We start from the raw sequence: 16,694 nt of genomic DNA, 5'->3' as shown, positions 1-16,694 counted from the left end.
CCTCTTCATAAAACTTACGAGCTTTATCTTTTTAGACATTCTTACCATTACAATAAAAAAATAGAGCCATAGCTTAATAAGACTATGACCCTTTCTTCGTTATTTTTCTTTTTTAAAAACAGATAAATATTTTTTGATATTGTCTTTCCAACCTACCCAGATAGCTCCTAAAATAGCTAAACCTCCCAAAATGGCTAAGATTGTTTTAGTCTCTCCAGTTGATGGTAAGACTTCTAACTTCCCATCTTTTGTTTTTAAAGCAACTGTACCATCTTTTTGCTTTACAGCACCAATTTCTGCCGCAGGTTTTAATACATTACCTGTTGCTGTTTGAACCCAGACATTGCCATCTTGCGTTCCCAAAACCGTGTAGCCTGTATTCGTAACAATTGGTGTCTCAATAACAGGTTTCGTCACAGGTTTAGGAGTTTCAGTTGTACTAGCACCTGTATTTTCTTCAGCTTTTTCCACCTCTTCTGACTTAGGTTGTTCTGGAATCACTTCTGAACCATTGGGCTTAACAGGCTCTTCCTTCTTATCTTTGCTTGGCTTAGTCTCCGTCGGATCTACTACTTTATCCTCGCTTGTTTCTGAATCTGATTTAACTGGAGGGATTAGCTGATCAGTACTATCTGCCACCTTGTCCTCACTTGGCTTAGTCGGGTCAACAATTTTATTGGTAGTATCTGTTTCTGTATGCTCACTCGGTGTCGTTGGTTGAGGTGCGACTGGTGTCACAACTGATTCTGTAGTACCTGCTACTGGGTCTGCTACATCATTTGCATAAACTACTGCACCGCCAAGCAAAGCAATGCTTGCAATCGTCATAAAACTCATCATTTTTTTCTTTTGTCATCTTATTTTTCCTCTTTTCGTTTAATTAAAACATGACATTTTTCGGAGTGCCATGTAAACTCACAAATTCAAATTGACGTGTACCAGTAACATAATTACCAACAAGACTTAATTGATCTTGCTGATGAGTCACTAATAAGATCGTAAATTGATAAACATTATCAGAATGACTCTGATAAACCGACAAGCTATCTAAATCAAAATGATATCCTGCTAAAAGCATCGTTTTAATGCTTGTTGCCATTGCTGGATTAGTGATGGATAACTTATTATCATAAGTAACCTTAATATCATCTTGACTTGGCACACTAGCAAAATAATCAATCGGTATCACAATAGCTGCTTTCACTTGTTCAGCTTCTTTTTGGTTAACCCGTTCCTCAGGCTCTTCTAAGGTGGCCTTGGCTTCTTTAGTAACATTTCTCTTAACCTTGGTCTTACTTTGCTTCGGTTTAATTGGTTGTACAAGTATTTCTTGATTATCTTTCATCTTAGATGACTTTTGATGATGATAAAACCGATAAAATCCAAATGAAATAGCTGCTACAAGTATAACAATAAGAACTTTTCTTACCTTCATCATTTACCTACCGTTCCTACTGATTTCGTAATCTGATAACCCACTTTTGCAGGATTGTAAAAAGTATATCCTTCATTCTTTAATTCTGTAGTAGTGACATAGCGATAGTTCCAAGAGTATTTTCCAAAACCACCATCATCACCTGAATAAGATGAATAATTCTGTTCAACAATTAGAATATCTCCATTTTCAAAAACATGACTAACCACACCTGTGTGACCAGCAGGACTAGTCCCTGAAGATGAAAATACAGCTCCTGAAGTTGGTGATTTATCAGATGAACCGCCAAAAGTCCTAACCCAATTAGCAACAACCATATTACCATTACCTGCCTTTTGTGTTGGATGGCTACCATTTTTTGACCACAAAGCATACATCAAACTCGCAGAAAGATCGGTACACTGCCCACCTGTCCAAGCAATCGCATACCAACCAGTCGCTTGTCGATAATTCAAACCAACCGACCTAGGATCAAACGCATAAGGCTTTAGATCTGCTGGTAATTGTTCTGGCCGCCAAGCATTGTACGAAGTATAATTAACTTTACCTGTACGATCTTTACCAAAAGCCCCCTTAGAGTAAGAACCTGATTCACACAACGATAAAACAGTTTCTTTTGATTCTCCTTCTCCTGGCTTTAGTGGACCAGAAATACCAAAAGACTTATGAAAAGTTGCCTCATTGTAGCTATATTTAGCACCATCAAATAATTCATACGCTTTTTGGGCATCTGCTTGCTTTTGAAAAGGATTGATATGAGCTGTACTACCACGTTCGTAAGCCTGCCAAACTAACGTAGCCTGTTTCGGATCGGTCATCTGGGCCATTTGCTTAAACGTATGATTACCTCCTGTCAAATCCATTGAAGCATTCCAATCACCAACTAAAATTGCTTTTGCAACAAAAGCATTCATAGCATCTGCATCTTCCCACTTAGGGTCACCTAAAGGGGCATATTTGGTATAAGGGGTAAATTGATAAATACCACCACCTGCTTCTGTCGTATAGTAACTTAAACCGACTGGTTTTACGCCAAAAGCAATAGAATTCGTTCTTAAATCATTGCCATAATGTCCTTCTGCTCGACCTATCATGGCAAAGCCACCCTCGGAATTAACCCAACCTACAATTCCTGCAGCAGAAGCTCCTGAAAGTCCTTTTGTCACCCAAGCGTCAAAGACTTTACCTGCCGTTATATTTGCAATTGAACCTTTCTTTGTCCAATCGGTTTGTGAAGCGGAATCACTTGATGTAACAAATTGTGTTGATAGTTCAGGAGTCACTTGACAATCACCTTGACTGCTACTAAATATAGTCGTAATAATAACAACAATAAAAAAAGAAATGCTTATAAGCACTCCTAGACAGCCTAGTTTCTTCTTGATAACATTCCCTCCTTCTTAAACTGGTCAATCAGAGATACGATATGTTATAATAAAAAAGCAGAAAAGTTAAGACGGTGGCTCTTATTTCTGAAAGGTGGTGGTGCTTATGAATGTAGGTACTAAAATCCAAAGGGAAAGGAGCGAGTTGTTGTCGGTTTACGAGACAATGCAACTCATGCTTGGGTTCGGTAGTTTTCTACTCTCACTCATTGGCTTAGTTGTTATTATCGTAAAACTAAGCAATAAAAAATAACCGTCTCAACTTTGGTCGGTTGACGGTTATTCTTAACCAATAAACATGCCACCGTCTTAAACGGTTCTGCATTGGGTAGTTGTTTCAAACAACTGCCCTTTTCTATTTTCATTATAACCCTTATCTCCAAATTAAGCAACTATTTGATAATGTCACAATAAAATACTATTCTTTTCCTACTTCTTTATAACCATATTTTTTCAGAACCAAATTTACTTTCAATAATTTTTAACTCTGAATCAATTTTTATTGAATAACCACCTTCTGATTCAACATAACCTTTATCACCTTTAATTGTAGCCATATGCTGATTCCTAGCATCATTAATCCAATAATATTCACCATCTAAACTATTATTTGAACATGCTACCAAAAAGAGAATTGATAGCGCTAGTAATAGAGAAACTAAAATTCTTCTTTTCATTTGAATTCTCCTAATATCTTCCTATATTTTTATTATAACACCAATACTATATAAGTAACACAAATAATATCATTTTAAGATTGCATACAAAAAAGCTTGCATTTTGAAAATGCAAGCCCATTAAATCAGAAAGTAATATTTTAATTTAAAAAGTAAATCTCTTTTAATCTAATTATTTTTTTGCAAGTAATTTATATATTTTTATAAGACAAATTACTGCCGTAATAGCAAGTCCTAAGTACAACAAATTCAATAGTATTCCTAAATATAGCATAAACTCTGCCATAATAACCTCCTGACTAATCTCTAATTAAAAATTAGTATCCAACCAAAAAGTATCATTACCAACTCTGAAATACAGATGTTTTGTAGAAGTTCCTGAAGGAAGTCCTAATCCTGGAGAGACAGTCCATTGACCTTTTATACCACCATACGCTGAAGCTCCAGGTGCCTCACTAGCTCTAAATACACCATTAGCTAAAAAAGCCCAACTTCCTGCTCCATTAACTGTGGCACCATATACTCTATCAAGCCTGTCATACCCACCTTGAACCTTCTGAAAATCTACGTAATAAGTTGCTTGTAAACCTACTAATCCTGCATTCCCTGAAACAAGCATTCCTTTACATACACTGTAACCAGATCCTGAAGACCATGTTCCACCACTTGTACCTGCAGATCTAGCAAGAAGTTTCTCTGGTCTTATAGTTTCCATAATAGTATCTTTATCAAGCAAATTTCCATTATCATCATAAAATTCTGCTTGCGAAAAGTCAAATCTGACCGTAGTATAATTTTCATCATTATGAGATGATAAAGAACGTGCATAGGAAGCAATGTTATTCGTTTCCTGTTGAGTGACAAACTCTATAACATATGGAGATATTTTTTCGGATGAAATAACTATATTTGAAGTTTGAGAGCTATCGTTAGAATTTACCACTTCATTAGCGTTTACTGAATGAATACTTGAATTCTCTGTAACTAAGAAGCTCATCCCAACTATACAAGCAGCCAATATAACTTTTGTCTTTTTCATAATTATCCTCCTTCTCCAAAATAAAAATTAAAATATTACTTTAATACCCGTGGTGCTAGTTGATTTCAAAATACTTCAAATTATAAGCTAGTATGAATTGTTCAAGTCTCAATTGTAATCCAGATAGTCCCCTAGCCAATGTCTGCTCAATATCAAATAGAGAACAAAGTTCCGAAAAGCGAGTTTCAATTGTCCGTCTCCATGCTAGCAACTGCCTGTTGTTATGTTGCTTTGCGCCGACCATGTTTTGACGCAAGGGCGTCCACAAATGATAACCTTTATGTCCCAACTTATCTTTTAGCTCTTGACTGAGATATCCTAAGTCCGCAAGGACAACAGTTTGTTTACAGCCTTCTAGCAGTTCATCAACGACTTTAATATCATGGACAGAAGCTGGTGTCACAACATAGTTCAACATAACACCCGATAATGTGACCAGCATATGAACTTTAAACCCATAGAACCATAAGTGTTTAGAGGCATTGTAGCCAATATCAGCTAAACCTTTAAAAACCTTCGCTTTGTGATTGCGAATAGGTTGGCACAAAGGCATAGGAAAACTGTCCATGATCACAATGGTATCTGATGAGATTGGCTTATTCAACGCTTGACGAATGAGTTGAACCACCCCAATAAGCTGTCGTGTCCGTCTATTAAAGCGACTTCTCTCCAGTAAGTTTCCACAAAAGAAAAGGTGACAGATTCTATAGAAACGGCGTTGAGAGGTTATTCCTAACTCAGCTTGAAGTAACAATAAAACAAGAAGTGACACATCAGAAACCTTAGATAAGCCAACCTTTTTACGATGTTTTATTGATTTGGGACAATAATCACGATAACATTGAGAACATATTTGAGTTAATTGTGCTATACTCCATTGTAAATGATGGGATTTTGCAGTATACTGTAAGTGGCTCAAAAGAACTACCTCCTGTCTGTTTCGTCACTTACAGTATAGCTCTTTTGGGCTTTTTAGTATACTTTGACATCAACTAGCACCACGGGTTTTAATATAATTATACACCATATCTCCTCTAAAAGGAAGCGCTTTCTTTATAGCTCCATATACTCTTCGTTTGAAAATCCTACATAATTTTCACAATAAAATAATTTAACTTAAGTAACCTATTTTATTCAAAAAACTATTCTAAATTTAGATAATAGTATAGAATTATTAAGCCATTAATTACAATTTCTTTTAGCATCTAAACTCTATAAATATACAAGAATAGCAATTATTTACTAATAATTATGTTCCCGAATTTTTATTATTTTGCCCACCTTTTGCCCACCAAAATTTTATTTTATGACTTTACTTAACATTAATTATTGACTTAGAACACCCTTAAATATCTGGTAACATCACTTATCACATTTTATCTTACCTTAGTTTTATCCTGTAGGGGGTATACAACTATACATAAAAAAGCCTTTGATTAAAGGCTTTTTTGCTTGTCTGGAGGGGATTTGTCCCACCATTTGTCCCCGAAATAATTTATTATATTTTTTGATGTCAAATTGAAAATCTGAAATTTTCTGACGTTCAATTACTTCAAAATTTTCTTTTTGAAAATCTTTACGAATAGTAATTGAGTTTAGACAATCAAAGCCTAACTCTCTATATAATTTCATTGCTTTCAAATTTCTTGAAGCCACTTCTAGATACAAAGATTCCGAATATTGTTTTACTTTATTTTCTAGTATATTAATGACTTGTGTTCCTAGTCCTCTATTTTGAAATTGCTCATCTATAAATAAATCTTCTAACCAATCAATTTTAGCACCTCTATTTCCTAATCTTGCGAAACCAATATAGTGGTTTTGAAATTTAACTATATAGAAAAGATTACCCTCACTTTGCCATTCCTTGAAGTCTTGCTTACTCTCTTCATCAGTTTGAATATAGTTGCTATGTATCTTCCAAAAGCTCTTTATCAGTTCATAAGCACAATCAATAATATCTTGATTAGATTGAAGATTCACTTCGACTAGTTCTATTGACATTTGAGCACCTCTCTTTATTATATGATGATTTCTATATTTTTCTTTCGACTCTCATTGAACTCAAATTTGACAATCCATGGAAACTCATGTTTATATTTATTAAACATTTCATACTTAAAGTCTTCTTGATAATAATTAATTATTGTTGATAAGGCTGTTCCATGTGTCCCTATTACAACTGTTTCATTTCTAGAAGTTTCTAAAATGGTATTTACAGCAAGAATATTTCTTTCTTGAACTTCTTTTAGACTTTCACCATTTGGCAACTTATAATTAAAGTCTTCCCATTGTTTTCGTGCCACTTCATTAAAATTATCAATCCATCCTTCAGAAAGTTTTCGCTCTCTTAATCCCTCAATTGTTGTGATTTGTTTATTCTTACTATCTGCTAATGGTTTGATAGTGTCTATTGAACGTTTGTAGGGACTGGAATAAAACTTGTCTATAGTTATTGATGAGAACTGATTTACTAATTTTTTGCTTGAAACTATCCCTTTTTCAGTTAACTCTCTTAAAACGTCATCATGATTATTGTAGTTAGGTTCAGCATGACGTATAAAATAAAATGTGGTTTTCATATTATTCCTTTACACAATAATCTTAGTTGAAATCTTGATGTGAATTTGACAAGATGTTATTCATGAATTTCATTGCTGATTGGTATTCTCCTTGATTCAGATTAAGTTTTCTATTAATAGAAATATATTTTGCCATTTGATTTGTTTCATCTAACAAAAATCGCAAGTTAGTCTCAATGTCTTTTAAAGATTTATTTGAAAAAATTTTCAATAGTTGATCTTTATCTGTAATATATTGTAAGATATCCTTGTCGAGCTTTCCAAAAGATAATGAATCTAGCTCTCTTTCTATTAATATTTTTTGTTTTAGAAGTTTGATAAAAGCATTTTTAATAGGATTAGATATCATAAACTCTGAATAAATAATATCATTTCTTGCTATCCCCTTGACTACATAAGTACTAACCCAATATATTTCATTAAGAATTTTGTTGATTTCATCTTCTGATAATTGCTTTGTTTCGTACAGTGAACTTCTTTCAAAACTATAATCAAGATATTTATTCTTTTTATCTAAAAGGACTTTTGAAAAAGCATCATCTAAATAATCCTCCAAAAATTCTGGTTTAATAAGCCTTAAATCAATCCTCGTCATATCTTGAAACTGCATTAAGTAAGCAAAGCAATTGTATTCCGTCTTATTTCTAACCTCATCTGGTTTTTGCATTATAAGAATATCACCGAATTTTTTATGATAATTAGTGTCAGAAATAATGTCTTCTATAAAACTAGTAACAAATACAATATCATAATCTTGAAAATCATCTTTCGGTACATCTGGGTTAGCCCGAGAACCATTCAATAGTACAGCTTCGATTCTTTTATCTCGATTTGCTATGTTTAAAACCAAATTATATATTTCTTGCTCATCCCTCATAATGACTATCTCCTACTTTACTTAATATTACCTCTTATTTTAAACCAGTTACATAATTTTGTGCTGTCTTATTTCATATACGCAACACAATTTCCTTTTCATACCTAAATTTCTCTTTCTCTAAGAAAATCTTTTAATCTTTCAATATCTCTATCACTTAACTTACCAATAATTTTAATATTGAATCCCTTATCCTCTAAATCATAATACTGAATTGTATCAATCCAAGAACGCTTTTTTTTAATTTGCTTTTGCCCAATCAATAACTTCTAAATACTGGCCTTTTATATAGTCAGACTCATTTTCATATTTAGTAGTTAATCTTAAAGCTTTTATTACTTCATCATTAAATTTGACTACTACAGCAGGACGAACCTTTAAACCTGTACCATCAGAATATTCAATACGAGAAACTAAAATAGAATATATCTCAATATCATTCATTTAAAGTATTCCTACTAACTTATTTAGTTAAATAGATAGTCTTGTCGTAACGACTATCATCATCCACATAATGGGCAATTTCTAATACTAAAATAGGTAAGCTTAACAGAATATCTCTGACTTTTTGACTATTAGTAGCATCAAGAGAAGCTGTAACCTCATCTGCCAATAGGATATCTTTTTTCCTAAGTAAAAATCTCGCAATCTCTAGTCGAACGCGCTGACCACCTGAAATGTTAGTCCCGTTATCGACAATCATAACATCCAAGATATGATCCATTTCATCAACTAACCCAACGGCTTCTAGGACCTCTAGCAGTTCCTCATCTGAGAAAGATTGACCTAAGGCTAAGTTATAGCGGATAGTATCATTAAACAAAAATGGACTTTGAGTAATATGACTAATATTACCTCTAAAATTATTAAAGGTTAAGCCATCTCTTGTCTTAACAAAAATTTCTCCATTGTCAGGACTGTCAAGTTGAGAGATGACTCTAAATAAGGTTGACTTGCCAGATCCACTGGCTCCCCTAATTAATACCTTATCACCCATTTTGCAAGTGAAGCTTAATTGTGAGAAAAGCGTTTTGCTACCATAAGATTTAGTCACATCCGCTACCACAAGTTGCTCAATATTAGCTACGGTAGCTTTAGAGACAGCTGTTCCTTCCATTTCTTCTTCATTTAGAATGCTAAATATCTTATCTGCTAATGGTTTTGAGCCTTGGATCGATGCAACATTGTACATAATGGTTTGAATCGGATTAACTAACTGATTAGAAGCGATATACATCGCAATTAATTTTGCAACACTGACAACATTTCCTTGAAGAGTAAAGTAAAAACCTAAAGCCAAAGGTACAACTTGACTCAAAAAAAGCATAAAGCCATTGAAAAAATAAATAATATTGTGTGTAAAGGCATATTTTTGAAGGGATTCTTGATAAGTTGTATGGGTCTGATGAAAGTGACCTATTGCTTCACCTACGACCTGATTATTAATAATTGTCTGACTTCCTCTAATATTATCGCTCACCACAGTATAAAGATGCCCCCTATCTGTATTCATTTTTTCACCATTATCTGTTAGTTTATGGCTTAGAATAAATTGGGGAATTGGACGTATAATACTAAACAAGACAAACATACTTCCCAGCACATAATCTTGTAAGATAATATAAGAAGCTGTAACCAAACATAAAATACCCCAAGTAAGCATAGTCACAAAGCAAATCAGATAATTATCTCCTAGGTATTCCATATCTTGAGTCAATATAGAGATTTTCTCATCATCTGTGAAGCGCTTGTTAACAAGTAACTTTTTAAAGAGCGCCAATCTCATATTTTTATGAATTTCCCTACGAAAAACATTTGTGGTATGATTGGCAAAGAGCATTAAAGCATACAAGGTCATATAGACTGAAAATCCGTAAATCGTGAACTGAAGAATCACGTTAAAATCAAAGATTTTTTCCTTTAAATCCAATGCTTTTGAAAGAACAAAGGGTTGACCTAAGGCAGCAAAACTATTAGCTAAACTTCCTGTAATCACTAGCCATTTAGTTTTCTTATCAAGATAGTTAAAGATTGATTTCATTGTTTCCTCGCAATCATAAAAAAGGAGGCTAGCACTCCTCCCTAATTTCTTAATGACATGCAATATTATTTTGTTCACATTTTGCATTTACACTTCTGTCACGTTTAGAGTGAGACTTTTTGTTTTCTTTAACTACCATATATTATCACCTCTTTTCATTCAACATCTAATATATCATTATACTGTCCGTCTAAGGCGAATAGTGCTAGATTTTCATATATGGTATTTTTCATTGATTCACAAATCCTCTTGAAAGAAACACCATTTATTCGCTTAACCATCGGACAATTACCTGATTTACATATTAACAAGTATGGACAGTCTGAACATGAATCATCAACATTAATAACCCATTTATCTATCTTATTTTGATTAACAAAACCAGTATTGATATTACCAAAAATATTTTTTTTATCATATAAAGCAACTGTACAAGATTGAACTATCCCATTAACATTAAAAGCGTAATGATTTTTCTTATTGGCATAACAACTAAAAAAATGACTAGTATTATATCTAGAGGCAAATAAAGAGTAACCCTCCTTTACTGCTCGTTTTGAAAGTTCAAAAGCAGTACTACGATTTACTAAAGTCAAAGAATTCCCTACCCTATCTCCTTTCCCCCAATCTCCTACATTACAGTAAAAAAGTAAAAATCTTTCATCTTCTTTAAAAATCAATCCATCGTGTTTCAAAAAACTACATATATTGGGATAATTTTCTTTAGTTATATTGAATCTTATAATGCATTCAAAATCTAATTTCGTCTGTCTCATATCAATCAGATTTTTTAAAATTCTATCATATGTCCCCTTTCCAGTTCGTGAAATCCTCTGACGATCATGACTTTCCTGATTTCCATCTAAAGTAATCTGATAAGAAGTAACTCTTAAATCTGTAACTAGAGTTACAAATTTCTTTTTGTCTAACAAGAATCCATTTGTCGTAAGTGAAGAATCATAATTAACATTATACTTATTACATAAAGAAATTAACCTTTTACCCAAACTAACTATAGTTTTAAAACCTAGCAATGGCTCTCCACCAAACCAAGCTACTGTTAAATATTTGAATTGTCCTGTTTTAATTTTCTCTTCAACAAAATAAAAAATGGCATTTTCTGTTTCCAAAGACATTGAAATATTGGTAAAGTGCTCATAGCAATACTTACATCTAAAATTACAATCTCCATGAGTTAAAACTGTTAGTCCTAATCTTTCTTTATCTGCTTCCGAGATTTGAGTTAAATATTTATCGACTTCATCTTCTTCCAAAAAATAATTATGTTGTTCTAAATAACTTTCATATTGTTTTTCAGTTTCTTCATCTTCATCTACTTTTTTAATTAGTTCATTAGTTATTAAAAATGAGTCATTGGTTTTTGTATTAAAAAATACAGTTCCTTCACTAATATCATAGCTAATAATACGTGGTGACATCTTCATTGCAACACCTCTTTGTCTCATCAATAATTACACCCACATTATAATCCGCTTTCATTTTAGTGTCAAGATAATTTTTAATTTTTTGAAATATTATTTAATTTCGCAAGTTCTCAAGTCAAGTGCAATCAGTTCATAGATAACTAGAGTTCCAAATGTATACATCTTTTTTACAATGATCAAATAGATTGAATATTCTAAAAAAGAAGTATATCTTTTTTCATAACTTCATTTTTGTTCTAAATTTGTTCTAGAATACTATACTTTCTATATTAATTTTTAAAAACAAAAATTGATAAATTCCCTGATAATGCTAACCTTTTTGCTTATTTAAAGATGAATTTCCCCATCATCTATCCCCGCAGTAATTTTTTATGGTATGATACCAATTAAGGGGCTTAAGATTAAGGTGGAGACTGTTATGAAAATAATTGAATACAAAGGAAATTACAGAGATGACCTCATTTTTATGGTCTTGGAAGCAAAAAATGCCTTAAGGAGAATTCCCAGCATTAACCCGGATCTTTTGACAATTGAAACAAGTTATTTGGAAAAAGAAGATTGTTTTTGGCTAGCGGTCAATGACGAAAATCGTGTTATTGGCTCAATCGCTTATTCTTCTATTCCCAAAACAAATGAGGTCTTCTTGCACCGTCTCTTCATCAAACCAAGCTTAAAACATCAAGGCATTGGCAGTCAACTTCTGGCGTTTGCAGAAGATTATCTAAGGAAAATCGGTAAGAGTCATGTTCGTATCCACTTAGGTCAACCTAAAGAACAATGGTTTGAGTCCTATCAGTTTTATCCTAAACATGGTTACCGATTTTATGATGACACACATCTCATCAAGAAACTAATCTAAACACATTTCCTACCCTTTATAGTCATATCATACGTCATTTTTAGGAGGTATCCATTGAAAATTGCCATCATTGGACATAGTGGCTCTGGCAAGTCAACCTTAGCACGATTTTTAGGTCAACATTACCATTGTGAGGTGGTCCATTTAGACCAACTACACTTCTCATCGAACTGGCAAGAACGGTCAGATCATGACATGATAGCTGATTTATCAACATGCCTGCTCAAACAAGATTGGATTATTGAGGGGAATTATGCCAATTGTCTCTATGAAGAGCGCATGAGTGAGGCTGATCACATTATCTATGTTAATTTCAGTCGGTTTCATTGTCTCTATCGAGCATTTAAGCGCTATTTAAACTATAGGGGAAAAACGCGTCCTGATATGGCCAACAACTGTCAGGAAAAATTTGACGTTGCGTTTGTGAAATGGATTCTATTGGACGGACGTTCAAGAAACCAGTTAAAAAAATACCAATCCGTTGTCCAAAAATACCCTCATAAAACCATTGTCTTGACAAATCAAAAGCAGCTCAGTCACTATATGAATACGATCAACTAATTAGAGTGAAAAACTAAAATAGCCACGGGTAACCCGGGCTATTTTTTATATCTATTTCCCTATTCCTAAACTAATACCTAATTTCCTTAATGCTTCCCCCTCAAATTCAAATCTCACCACCCATGGAAAAACATGCTTAATAGCATTAAAGGCTTCATACCTAAATTCTGGTTTATAATCATTAATGATGGTTGACAATGCCGTCCCATGTGTACCAATGACTACCGTTTGATTTTTGGATTCAGATAAAATATGATCGAGAGTTTTAATATTTCTTTCTTGGACTTCTTTTAAACTTTCACCATTTGGTAGTTTAAAGTTGAAATCCTCCCACTGTTTTTGAGCTATTTCATTGAAATCTTTGACCCATTCATCAGAAAGTTTACGTTCTCGCAAATCTGTCAGTGTCGTAATACTTTTGCTTCTACTATTTGCCAAGGGAAGAATTGTGTCAACAGAACGTTTATAAGGACTACTGTAGCATTTATCAATTGGAATTGACGCAAATGCTTCAATTAATGCTTAACTGGCTACTATGCCCTTCTCAGTTAGCTCACGAGTGACATCATCATGATTGTCATAGTTTGGCTCAGCATGGCGAATAAAATAAAGTAGTGTTGTCATCTCATTTCTCTTCTTGATAGTATAGGTTCCCAATTTACTGTTATATCTCAAAAGACTTATACAAGGTCACATTTAAAAAGTAAAGGAAACAGCAAGTGCGGATAATAATACTACCAACACCAATAAAATAGTATTTTCAATATGAGGACTAACGTTCGTTAGAAAAACATTTTTTCTTCCAGCAAATCCCCACTTATAATCACTGGGAACAAACAATTCCAATAGGAAACACAGAATAAGCGGAAGACTACTTATTAACATCCCAAAGTGAGCTGCAGCAAGATATGCACTTAATATAAGCAACATTAACTGACATAACTTAACCAATCTTAGTAACGATATACTCTTTATTTGTTTCATAAGATACCCCCTTAAGTTTTGAAAACGTAATCGTACACTATCATTATATAGCAATCTTTTTCGGGAAACAATATGAGATAACCAGGATTTTTTTATCATGTTAAACACCTCTCCAAAGCCAGTTAACAACAATGCGGTTGGACATACTAGCCGTAAAATGAGTGACCCCAGTCACCAAAACACCTCACTTTTGGTCCTTAAAAGCACCTACACCTACTGCTATGATATAATAGCATTAAACGGTCTAGCCAATCATGAACAGTTGAACGATTGATAGACGATGACACCACTATAAAGACTTTGGAGAGGAGCTTTGCTATATTGAAAAATAAGGAAGTCACTGAATGGGTAAAACAGATTGACACTATCTTAACGACTGATGATATACGATATAATAATGCCCTAGTAAAAATCTTTTTAAAAGCTAGAGCATCAATGGAAGAAGGGGAGCGAGATGCACTCGCGAGGTTAAGCAATGATATTTCTTGGTATCTTGTGCTGAACAAGTACGAGGCACCCCAACCTGTTATTGATTTTGCACAGCAAATAGCCAAGGAACCCCATAAAGAAAGAGGAAAACTAGCCTTTTTACAGTCGCTAGCCCTCTCTCTCATCCACAGATAACATTTTTTCTTTAAGATGGGATCGGACGCTTTATCAGTCAGCTAACTGAAACTTTATCCCTCATTACCAAGTCGTATGCTACCAAGACAAACGCTAAGGCCCTAGGGTCTTAGCATTTTTAGCTGTTGCTATTTGATCGTTTCTCCTGTTTTCCCAAAAAGTCTCTGTGATAATTCTGCAACCGGAAGACCAAGGATGGTATTCATATCGCCTGTTATGCCTTTAATAAATCGAGGGTCAATGTCTCTGATACTATAGGCACCTGCCTTATCAAAGGGCTGATATAGAGACACGTATGTGATTATGGCTTCATCTAAAGCATCATAATAATCCACAAAATCTATTTTAGCCAATGTATAAAACACTTCCTGATAGTCTTTTGCTTTTAAGCAGACACCTGTCACCGCATAATGACTCTTTCCAAAATAGGACCGTAGGGTAGACACTGCTTCTGCTGTTGTTTGTGGTTTATGACATACACGGTCTTCCGAAACGATAATGGTATCTGCTGACAGGTAAAGGGTCCCTTTTGCGATGGTTGTTTGTGATTTGGCTTTTGCTAATTCGCAGCAAGATTTCGCAGCTCTCATTAAAAATGGCTCATCGTTAAAGACCTTCATATAGTGGTCTTGAATGGCCCTTTCATCAACATCAACAGACATGATCTCTGGGTTTAAAAAGGTTAATAAGTCTTTTCTTCGAGGTGATGTTGATAACAAAATATACTTATCAACCTTTGGTAACATTCCTTGCTTTTCATATGTTACTACTGTTTCCATAATGTCTCCTTATTCTTTTGCTTTTCCTATCACATAAGATAATAACACTAAACTGATAATCGTGCCTTCTCTCACAAATAAGGGTAATTGAGCGGTCAATGAAATCAACAGCGACAAAGTGACACAAATCATGTCAATGCCATACCTAAAATAAGAAAATGGCTTTTGCAGCCTGTATTCCAATAGCTGACAACATTTTTCTATTGGAAAAGTTAACACTCCATAATAGAGTATTTTCCCTGTGCCGTATCCTGCTAGACAAATCCCTACGAGAAAAAGGCAGAGTTTTACCCCATAAGATGTTACCTTCAAATAGGGTAACATCCCATAGACAAAAAGATTGATAACTCAAGCAGCAGACAGATAAGATTATCAGGCTGTACTCTTTTTTACTCTTTTTATCATCCAACAAATAACTCACAACAAGAAAAAAACTATTTAAACAACCTGTCACTGTTCCTACTTCTAGATGACTCCATTCTGACAAGGCAACATTTAAGGCATTAAAACTACTAACTCCAATAGCTGCTTTTATGGTCAAGCTAATACCAAATGCTATCAACAGGTAACATCCTAGTGATAAGAAAACTTTTTTTACCATCTCATCCTCCTTTTCTGTTATTTTAGACAAATTCTCGTATAATAACTATGAGATATCTCATAGTTAGGAGGGTAATATGACTGAATCCATCTATAGCCTCGTCTCAAAAGAGGTTATTGCCAAAAGCTGTGTTCAGATTTTCCAGCATAACACTGCTATTATTAAGGCGAATCAAACACTCACTCATCTTTATTACATTCCTGATGGGCGCGCGAAAATTTATCACTCTACCGAACATGGTAAGGACATTTTTATTCATTTCCTGAGTGCGAATGATTGGATTGGTGAACTCACCTTTTTAGGAATCGAGGAGGAAACAAAACAGGTTATTTCTATTGGTGAGACCTGTGTTCTGGCTATTCCCAAACACCTTGTGGAAAATCATCTCTTTTCAGATAAGCAGTTTTTAATCGAACTGAACCGTTTTATTGGAAAAAAATTATTGGATAGGACGCATCATTTTGTGAAGAATCAAAGCTATGATTTGAAATATCGTCTGGCGACTTTTATGATTGACATGTCACACAAGGCTGTCTACTCCGAGAAACACGTTAATGTGGTTGATTATCTTGGAACGAGTTACCGTCACCTCCTACAAGTCCTTAAGGATTTTCAGGACGAAAACTATATTGAAAAAATTGGCCAATCCACCTATCGTCTCAATAAGGCTAAATTACAAGATTATTATATCCACTAAAGTGGCGAGTTCCTAAACGCCTTGTTTGTCATCGTTTGACACCCTTTTTAACAAGTGCTAGAATGAAGGTAATCATTACACGGAGGTTAAGGAGCCATGAACAACTAA

17 protein-coding genes and 4 pseudogenes are annotated in these 16,694 nt (G+C 34.0%); 5 read left to right on the top strand and 16 right to left on the bottom strand.

The window, feature by feature from the left end; translation table 11 throughout:
- Positions 1-99: 99 nt before the first annotated feature.
- The 3 genes from FQT67_RS01130 to FQT67_RS01120 are packed head-to-tail and all read right to left on the bottom strand — an operon-like array spanning position 100 to position 2,787.
- The gene (locus FQT67_RS01130) at positions 100-840 is read right to left on the bottom strand and encodes an LPXTG cell wall anchor domain-containing protein (RefSeq protein ID WP_046177223.1); all 741 of its coding nucleotides are present in this window, start codon (positions 838-840) and stop codon (positions 100-102) included.
- Positions 841-880: 40 nt separating this feature from the next.
- Positions 881-1,435, bottom strand: coding sequence for a hypothetical protein (locus FQT67_RS01125; RefSeq protein ID WP_046177226.1), 555 nt, complete (start codon positions 1,433-1,435; stop codon positions 881-883).
- Positions 1,435-2,787, bottom strand: coding sequence for a phage tail tip lysozyme (locus FQT67_RS01120; RefSeq protein ID WP_046177227.1), 1,353 nt, complete (start codon positions 2,785-2,787; stop codon positions 1,435-1,437). Before FQT67_RS01120 ends, FQT67_RS01125 begins: the two co-directional genes overlap by 1 nt.
- 139 nt (positions 2,788-2,926) lie before the next feature.
- Between FQT67_RS01120 and FQT67_RS11040 the strand changes: the two genes are divergently transcribed.
- Positions 2,927-3,073: a putative holin-like toxin gene (locus FQT67_RS11040; protein WP_080504454.1), complete on the top strand. Its 147-nt coding sequence runs from the start codon at positions 2,927-2,929 to the stop codon at positions 3,071-3,073.
- A 205-nt stretch (positions 3,074-3,278) separates the two neighbouring features.
- Here FQT67_RS11040 and FQT67_RS01110 read toward each other — a convergent pair.
- The 9 genes and pseudogenes from FQT67_RS01110 to FQT67_RS01070 all read right to left on the bottom strand — a co-directional run.
- Positions 3,279-3,497 (bottom strand): annotated as a pseudogene (locus tag FQT67_RS01110) (hypothetical protein); the annotation flags it as partial.
- Positions 3,498-3,807: 310 nt separating this feature from the next.
- On the bottom strand, positions 3,808-4,536 hold the full coding sequence (locus FQT67_RS01105; RefSeq protein WP_003060484.1) for a hypothetical protein: 729 nt from the start codon (positions 4,534-4,536) through the stop codon (positions 3,808-3,810).
- 55 nt (positions 4,537-4,591) lie between these two features.
- Positions 4,592-5,455, bottom strand: a complete 864-nt coding sequence (locus FQT67_RS01100) for an IS982 family transposase (protein ID WP_046177583.1) — start codon at positions 5,453-5,455, stop codon at positions 4,592-4,594.
- Between the two features lie 473 nt (positions 5,456-5,928).
- Positions 5,929-6,540 carry a GNAT family N-acetyltransferase gene (locus FQT67_RS01095; protein WP_015057233.1) on the bottom strand — a complete coding sequence of 204 codons (612 nt, stop codon included), beginning with the start codon at positions 6,538-6,540 and terminating at the stop codon, positions 5,929-5,931.
- 17 nt (positions 6,541-6,557) lie between these two features.
- Positions 6,558-7,118 carry a histidine phosphatase family protein gene (locus tag FQT67_RS01090; RefSeq protein ID WP_003055053.1) on the bottom strand — a complete coding sequence of 187 codons (561 nt, stop codon included), beginning with the start codon at positions 7,116-7,118 and terminating at the stop codon, positions 6,558-6,560.
- A 22-nt stretch (positions 7,119-7,140) separates the two neighbouring features.
- Positions 7,141-7,995 (bottom strand): aminoglycoside 6-adenylyltransferase, encoded by an 855-nt coding sequence (locus tag FQT67_RS01085; RefSeq protein WP_012766489.1) that lies wholly within the window; start codon positions 7,993-7,995, stop codon positions 7,141-7,143.
- Positions 7,996-8,099: 104 nt separating this feature from the next.
- Positions 8,100-8,439: pseudogene (locus tag FQT67_RS11035) on the bottom strand (hypothetical protein).
- Between the two features lie 19 nt (positions 8,440-8,458).
- Positions 8,459-10,036 carry an ABC transporter ATP-binding protein gene (locus FQT67_RS01075; RefSeq protein ID WP_003059862.1) on the bottom strand — a complete coding sequence of 526 codons (1,578 nt, stop codon included), beginning with the start codon at positions 10,034-10,036 and terminating at the stop codon, positions 8,459-8,461.
- A gap of 155 nt (positions 10,037-10,191) precedes the next feature.
- Positions 10,192-11,481 (bottom strand): radical SAM protein, encoded by a 1,290-nt coding sequence (locus tag FQT67_RS01070; protein WP_046177311.1) that lies wholly within the window; start codon positions 11,479-11,481, stop codon positions 10,192-10,194.
- A 418-nt stretch (positions 11,482-11,899) separates the two neighbouring features.
- Between FQT67_RS01070 and FQT67_RS01065 the strand changes: the two genes are divergently transcribed.
- Together FQT67_RS01065 and FQT67_RS01060 are read left to right on the top strand one after the other, a co-directional pair.
- Positions 11,900-12,340, top strand: a complete 441-nt coding sequence (locus FQT67_RS01065) for a GNAT family N-acetyltransferase (protein WP_046177312.1) — start codon at positions 11,900-11,902, stop codon at positions 12,338-12,340.
- A 54-nt stretch (positions 12,341-12,394) separates the two neighbouring features.
- Positions 12,395-12,901: a DNA topology modulation protein gene (locus tag FQT67_RS01060; protein WP_046177313.1), complete on the top strand. Its 507-nt coding sequence runs from the start codon at positions 12,395-12,397 to the stop codon at positions 12,899-12,901.
- Positions 12,902-12,952: 51 nt separating this feature from the next.
- On the opposite strand, the pseudogene FQT67_RS01055 reads toward FQT67_RS01060, so the two are convergent.
- Together FQT67_RS01055 and FQT67_RS01050 are read right to left on the bottom strand one after the other, a co-directional pair.
- A pseudogene (locus FQT67_RS01055) lies at positions 12,953-13,525 on the bottom strand (histidine phosphatase family protein).
- Between the two features lie 72 nt (positions 13,526-13,597).
- Positions 13,598-13,885: a hypothetical protein gene (locus FQT67_RS01050; protein WP_014611951.1), complete on the bottom strand. Its 288-nt coding sequence runs from the start codon at positions 13,883-13,885 to the stop codon at positions 13,598-13,600.
- Between the two features lie 321 nt (positions 13,886-14,206).
- On the opposite strand from FQT67_RS01050, the gene FQT67_RS01045 reads away from it, so the two are divergent.
- Positions 14,207-14,509, top strand: a complete 303-nt coding sequence (locus FQT67_RS01045) for a bacteriocin immunity protein (protein ID WP_003059634.1) — start codon at positions 14,207-14,209, stop codon at positions 14,507-14,509.
- Between the two features lie 128 nt (positions 14,510-14,637).
- Here FQT67_RS01045 and FQT67_RS01040 read toward each other — a convergent pair whose 3' ends face one another.
- Positions 14,638-15,288: a Maf family protein gene (locus FQT67_RS01040; RefSeq protein ID WP_046177314.1), complete on the bottom strand. Its 651-nt coding sequence runs from the start codon at positions 15,286-15,288 to the stop codon at positions 14,638-14,640.
- Between the two features lie 9 nt (positions 15,289-15,297).
- Positions 15,298-15,889, bottom strand: a pseudogene (locus FQT67_RS01035) (hypothetical protein).
- A gap of 76 nt (positions 15,890-15,965) precedes the next feature.
- On the opposite strand from FQT67_RS01035, the gene FQT67_RS01030 reads away from it, so the two are divergent.
- Complete coding sequence (locus tag FQT67_RS01030; protein ID WP_046177315.1) at positions 15,966-16,586, top strand: cyclic nucleotide-binding domain-containing protein; 621 nt, start codon at positions 15,966-15,968, stop codon at positions 16,584-16,586.
- The last annotated feature ends 108 nt before the right edge of the window (positions 16,587-16,694 follow it).

It is taken from the genome of Streptococcus sp. NCTC 11567 (assembly GCF_902141215.1).
GTDB lineage: Bacteria > Bacillota > Bacilli > Lactobacillales > Streptococcaceae > Streptococcus > Streptococcus dysgalactiae.
This window is presented reverse-complemented; position numbering and strand designations above follow the sequence as displayed.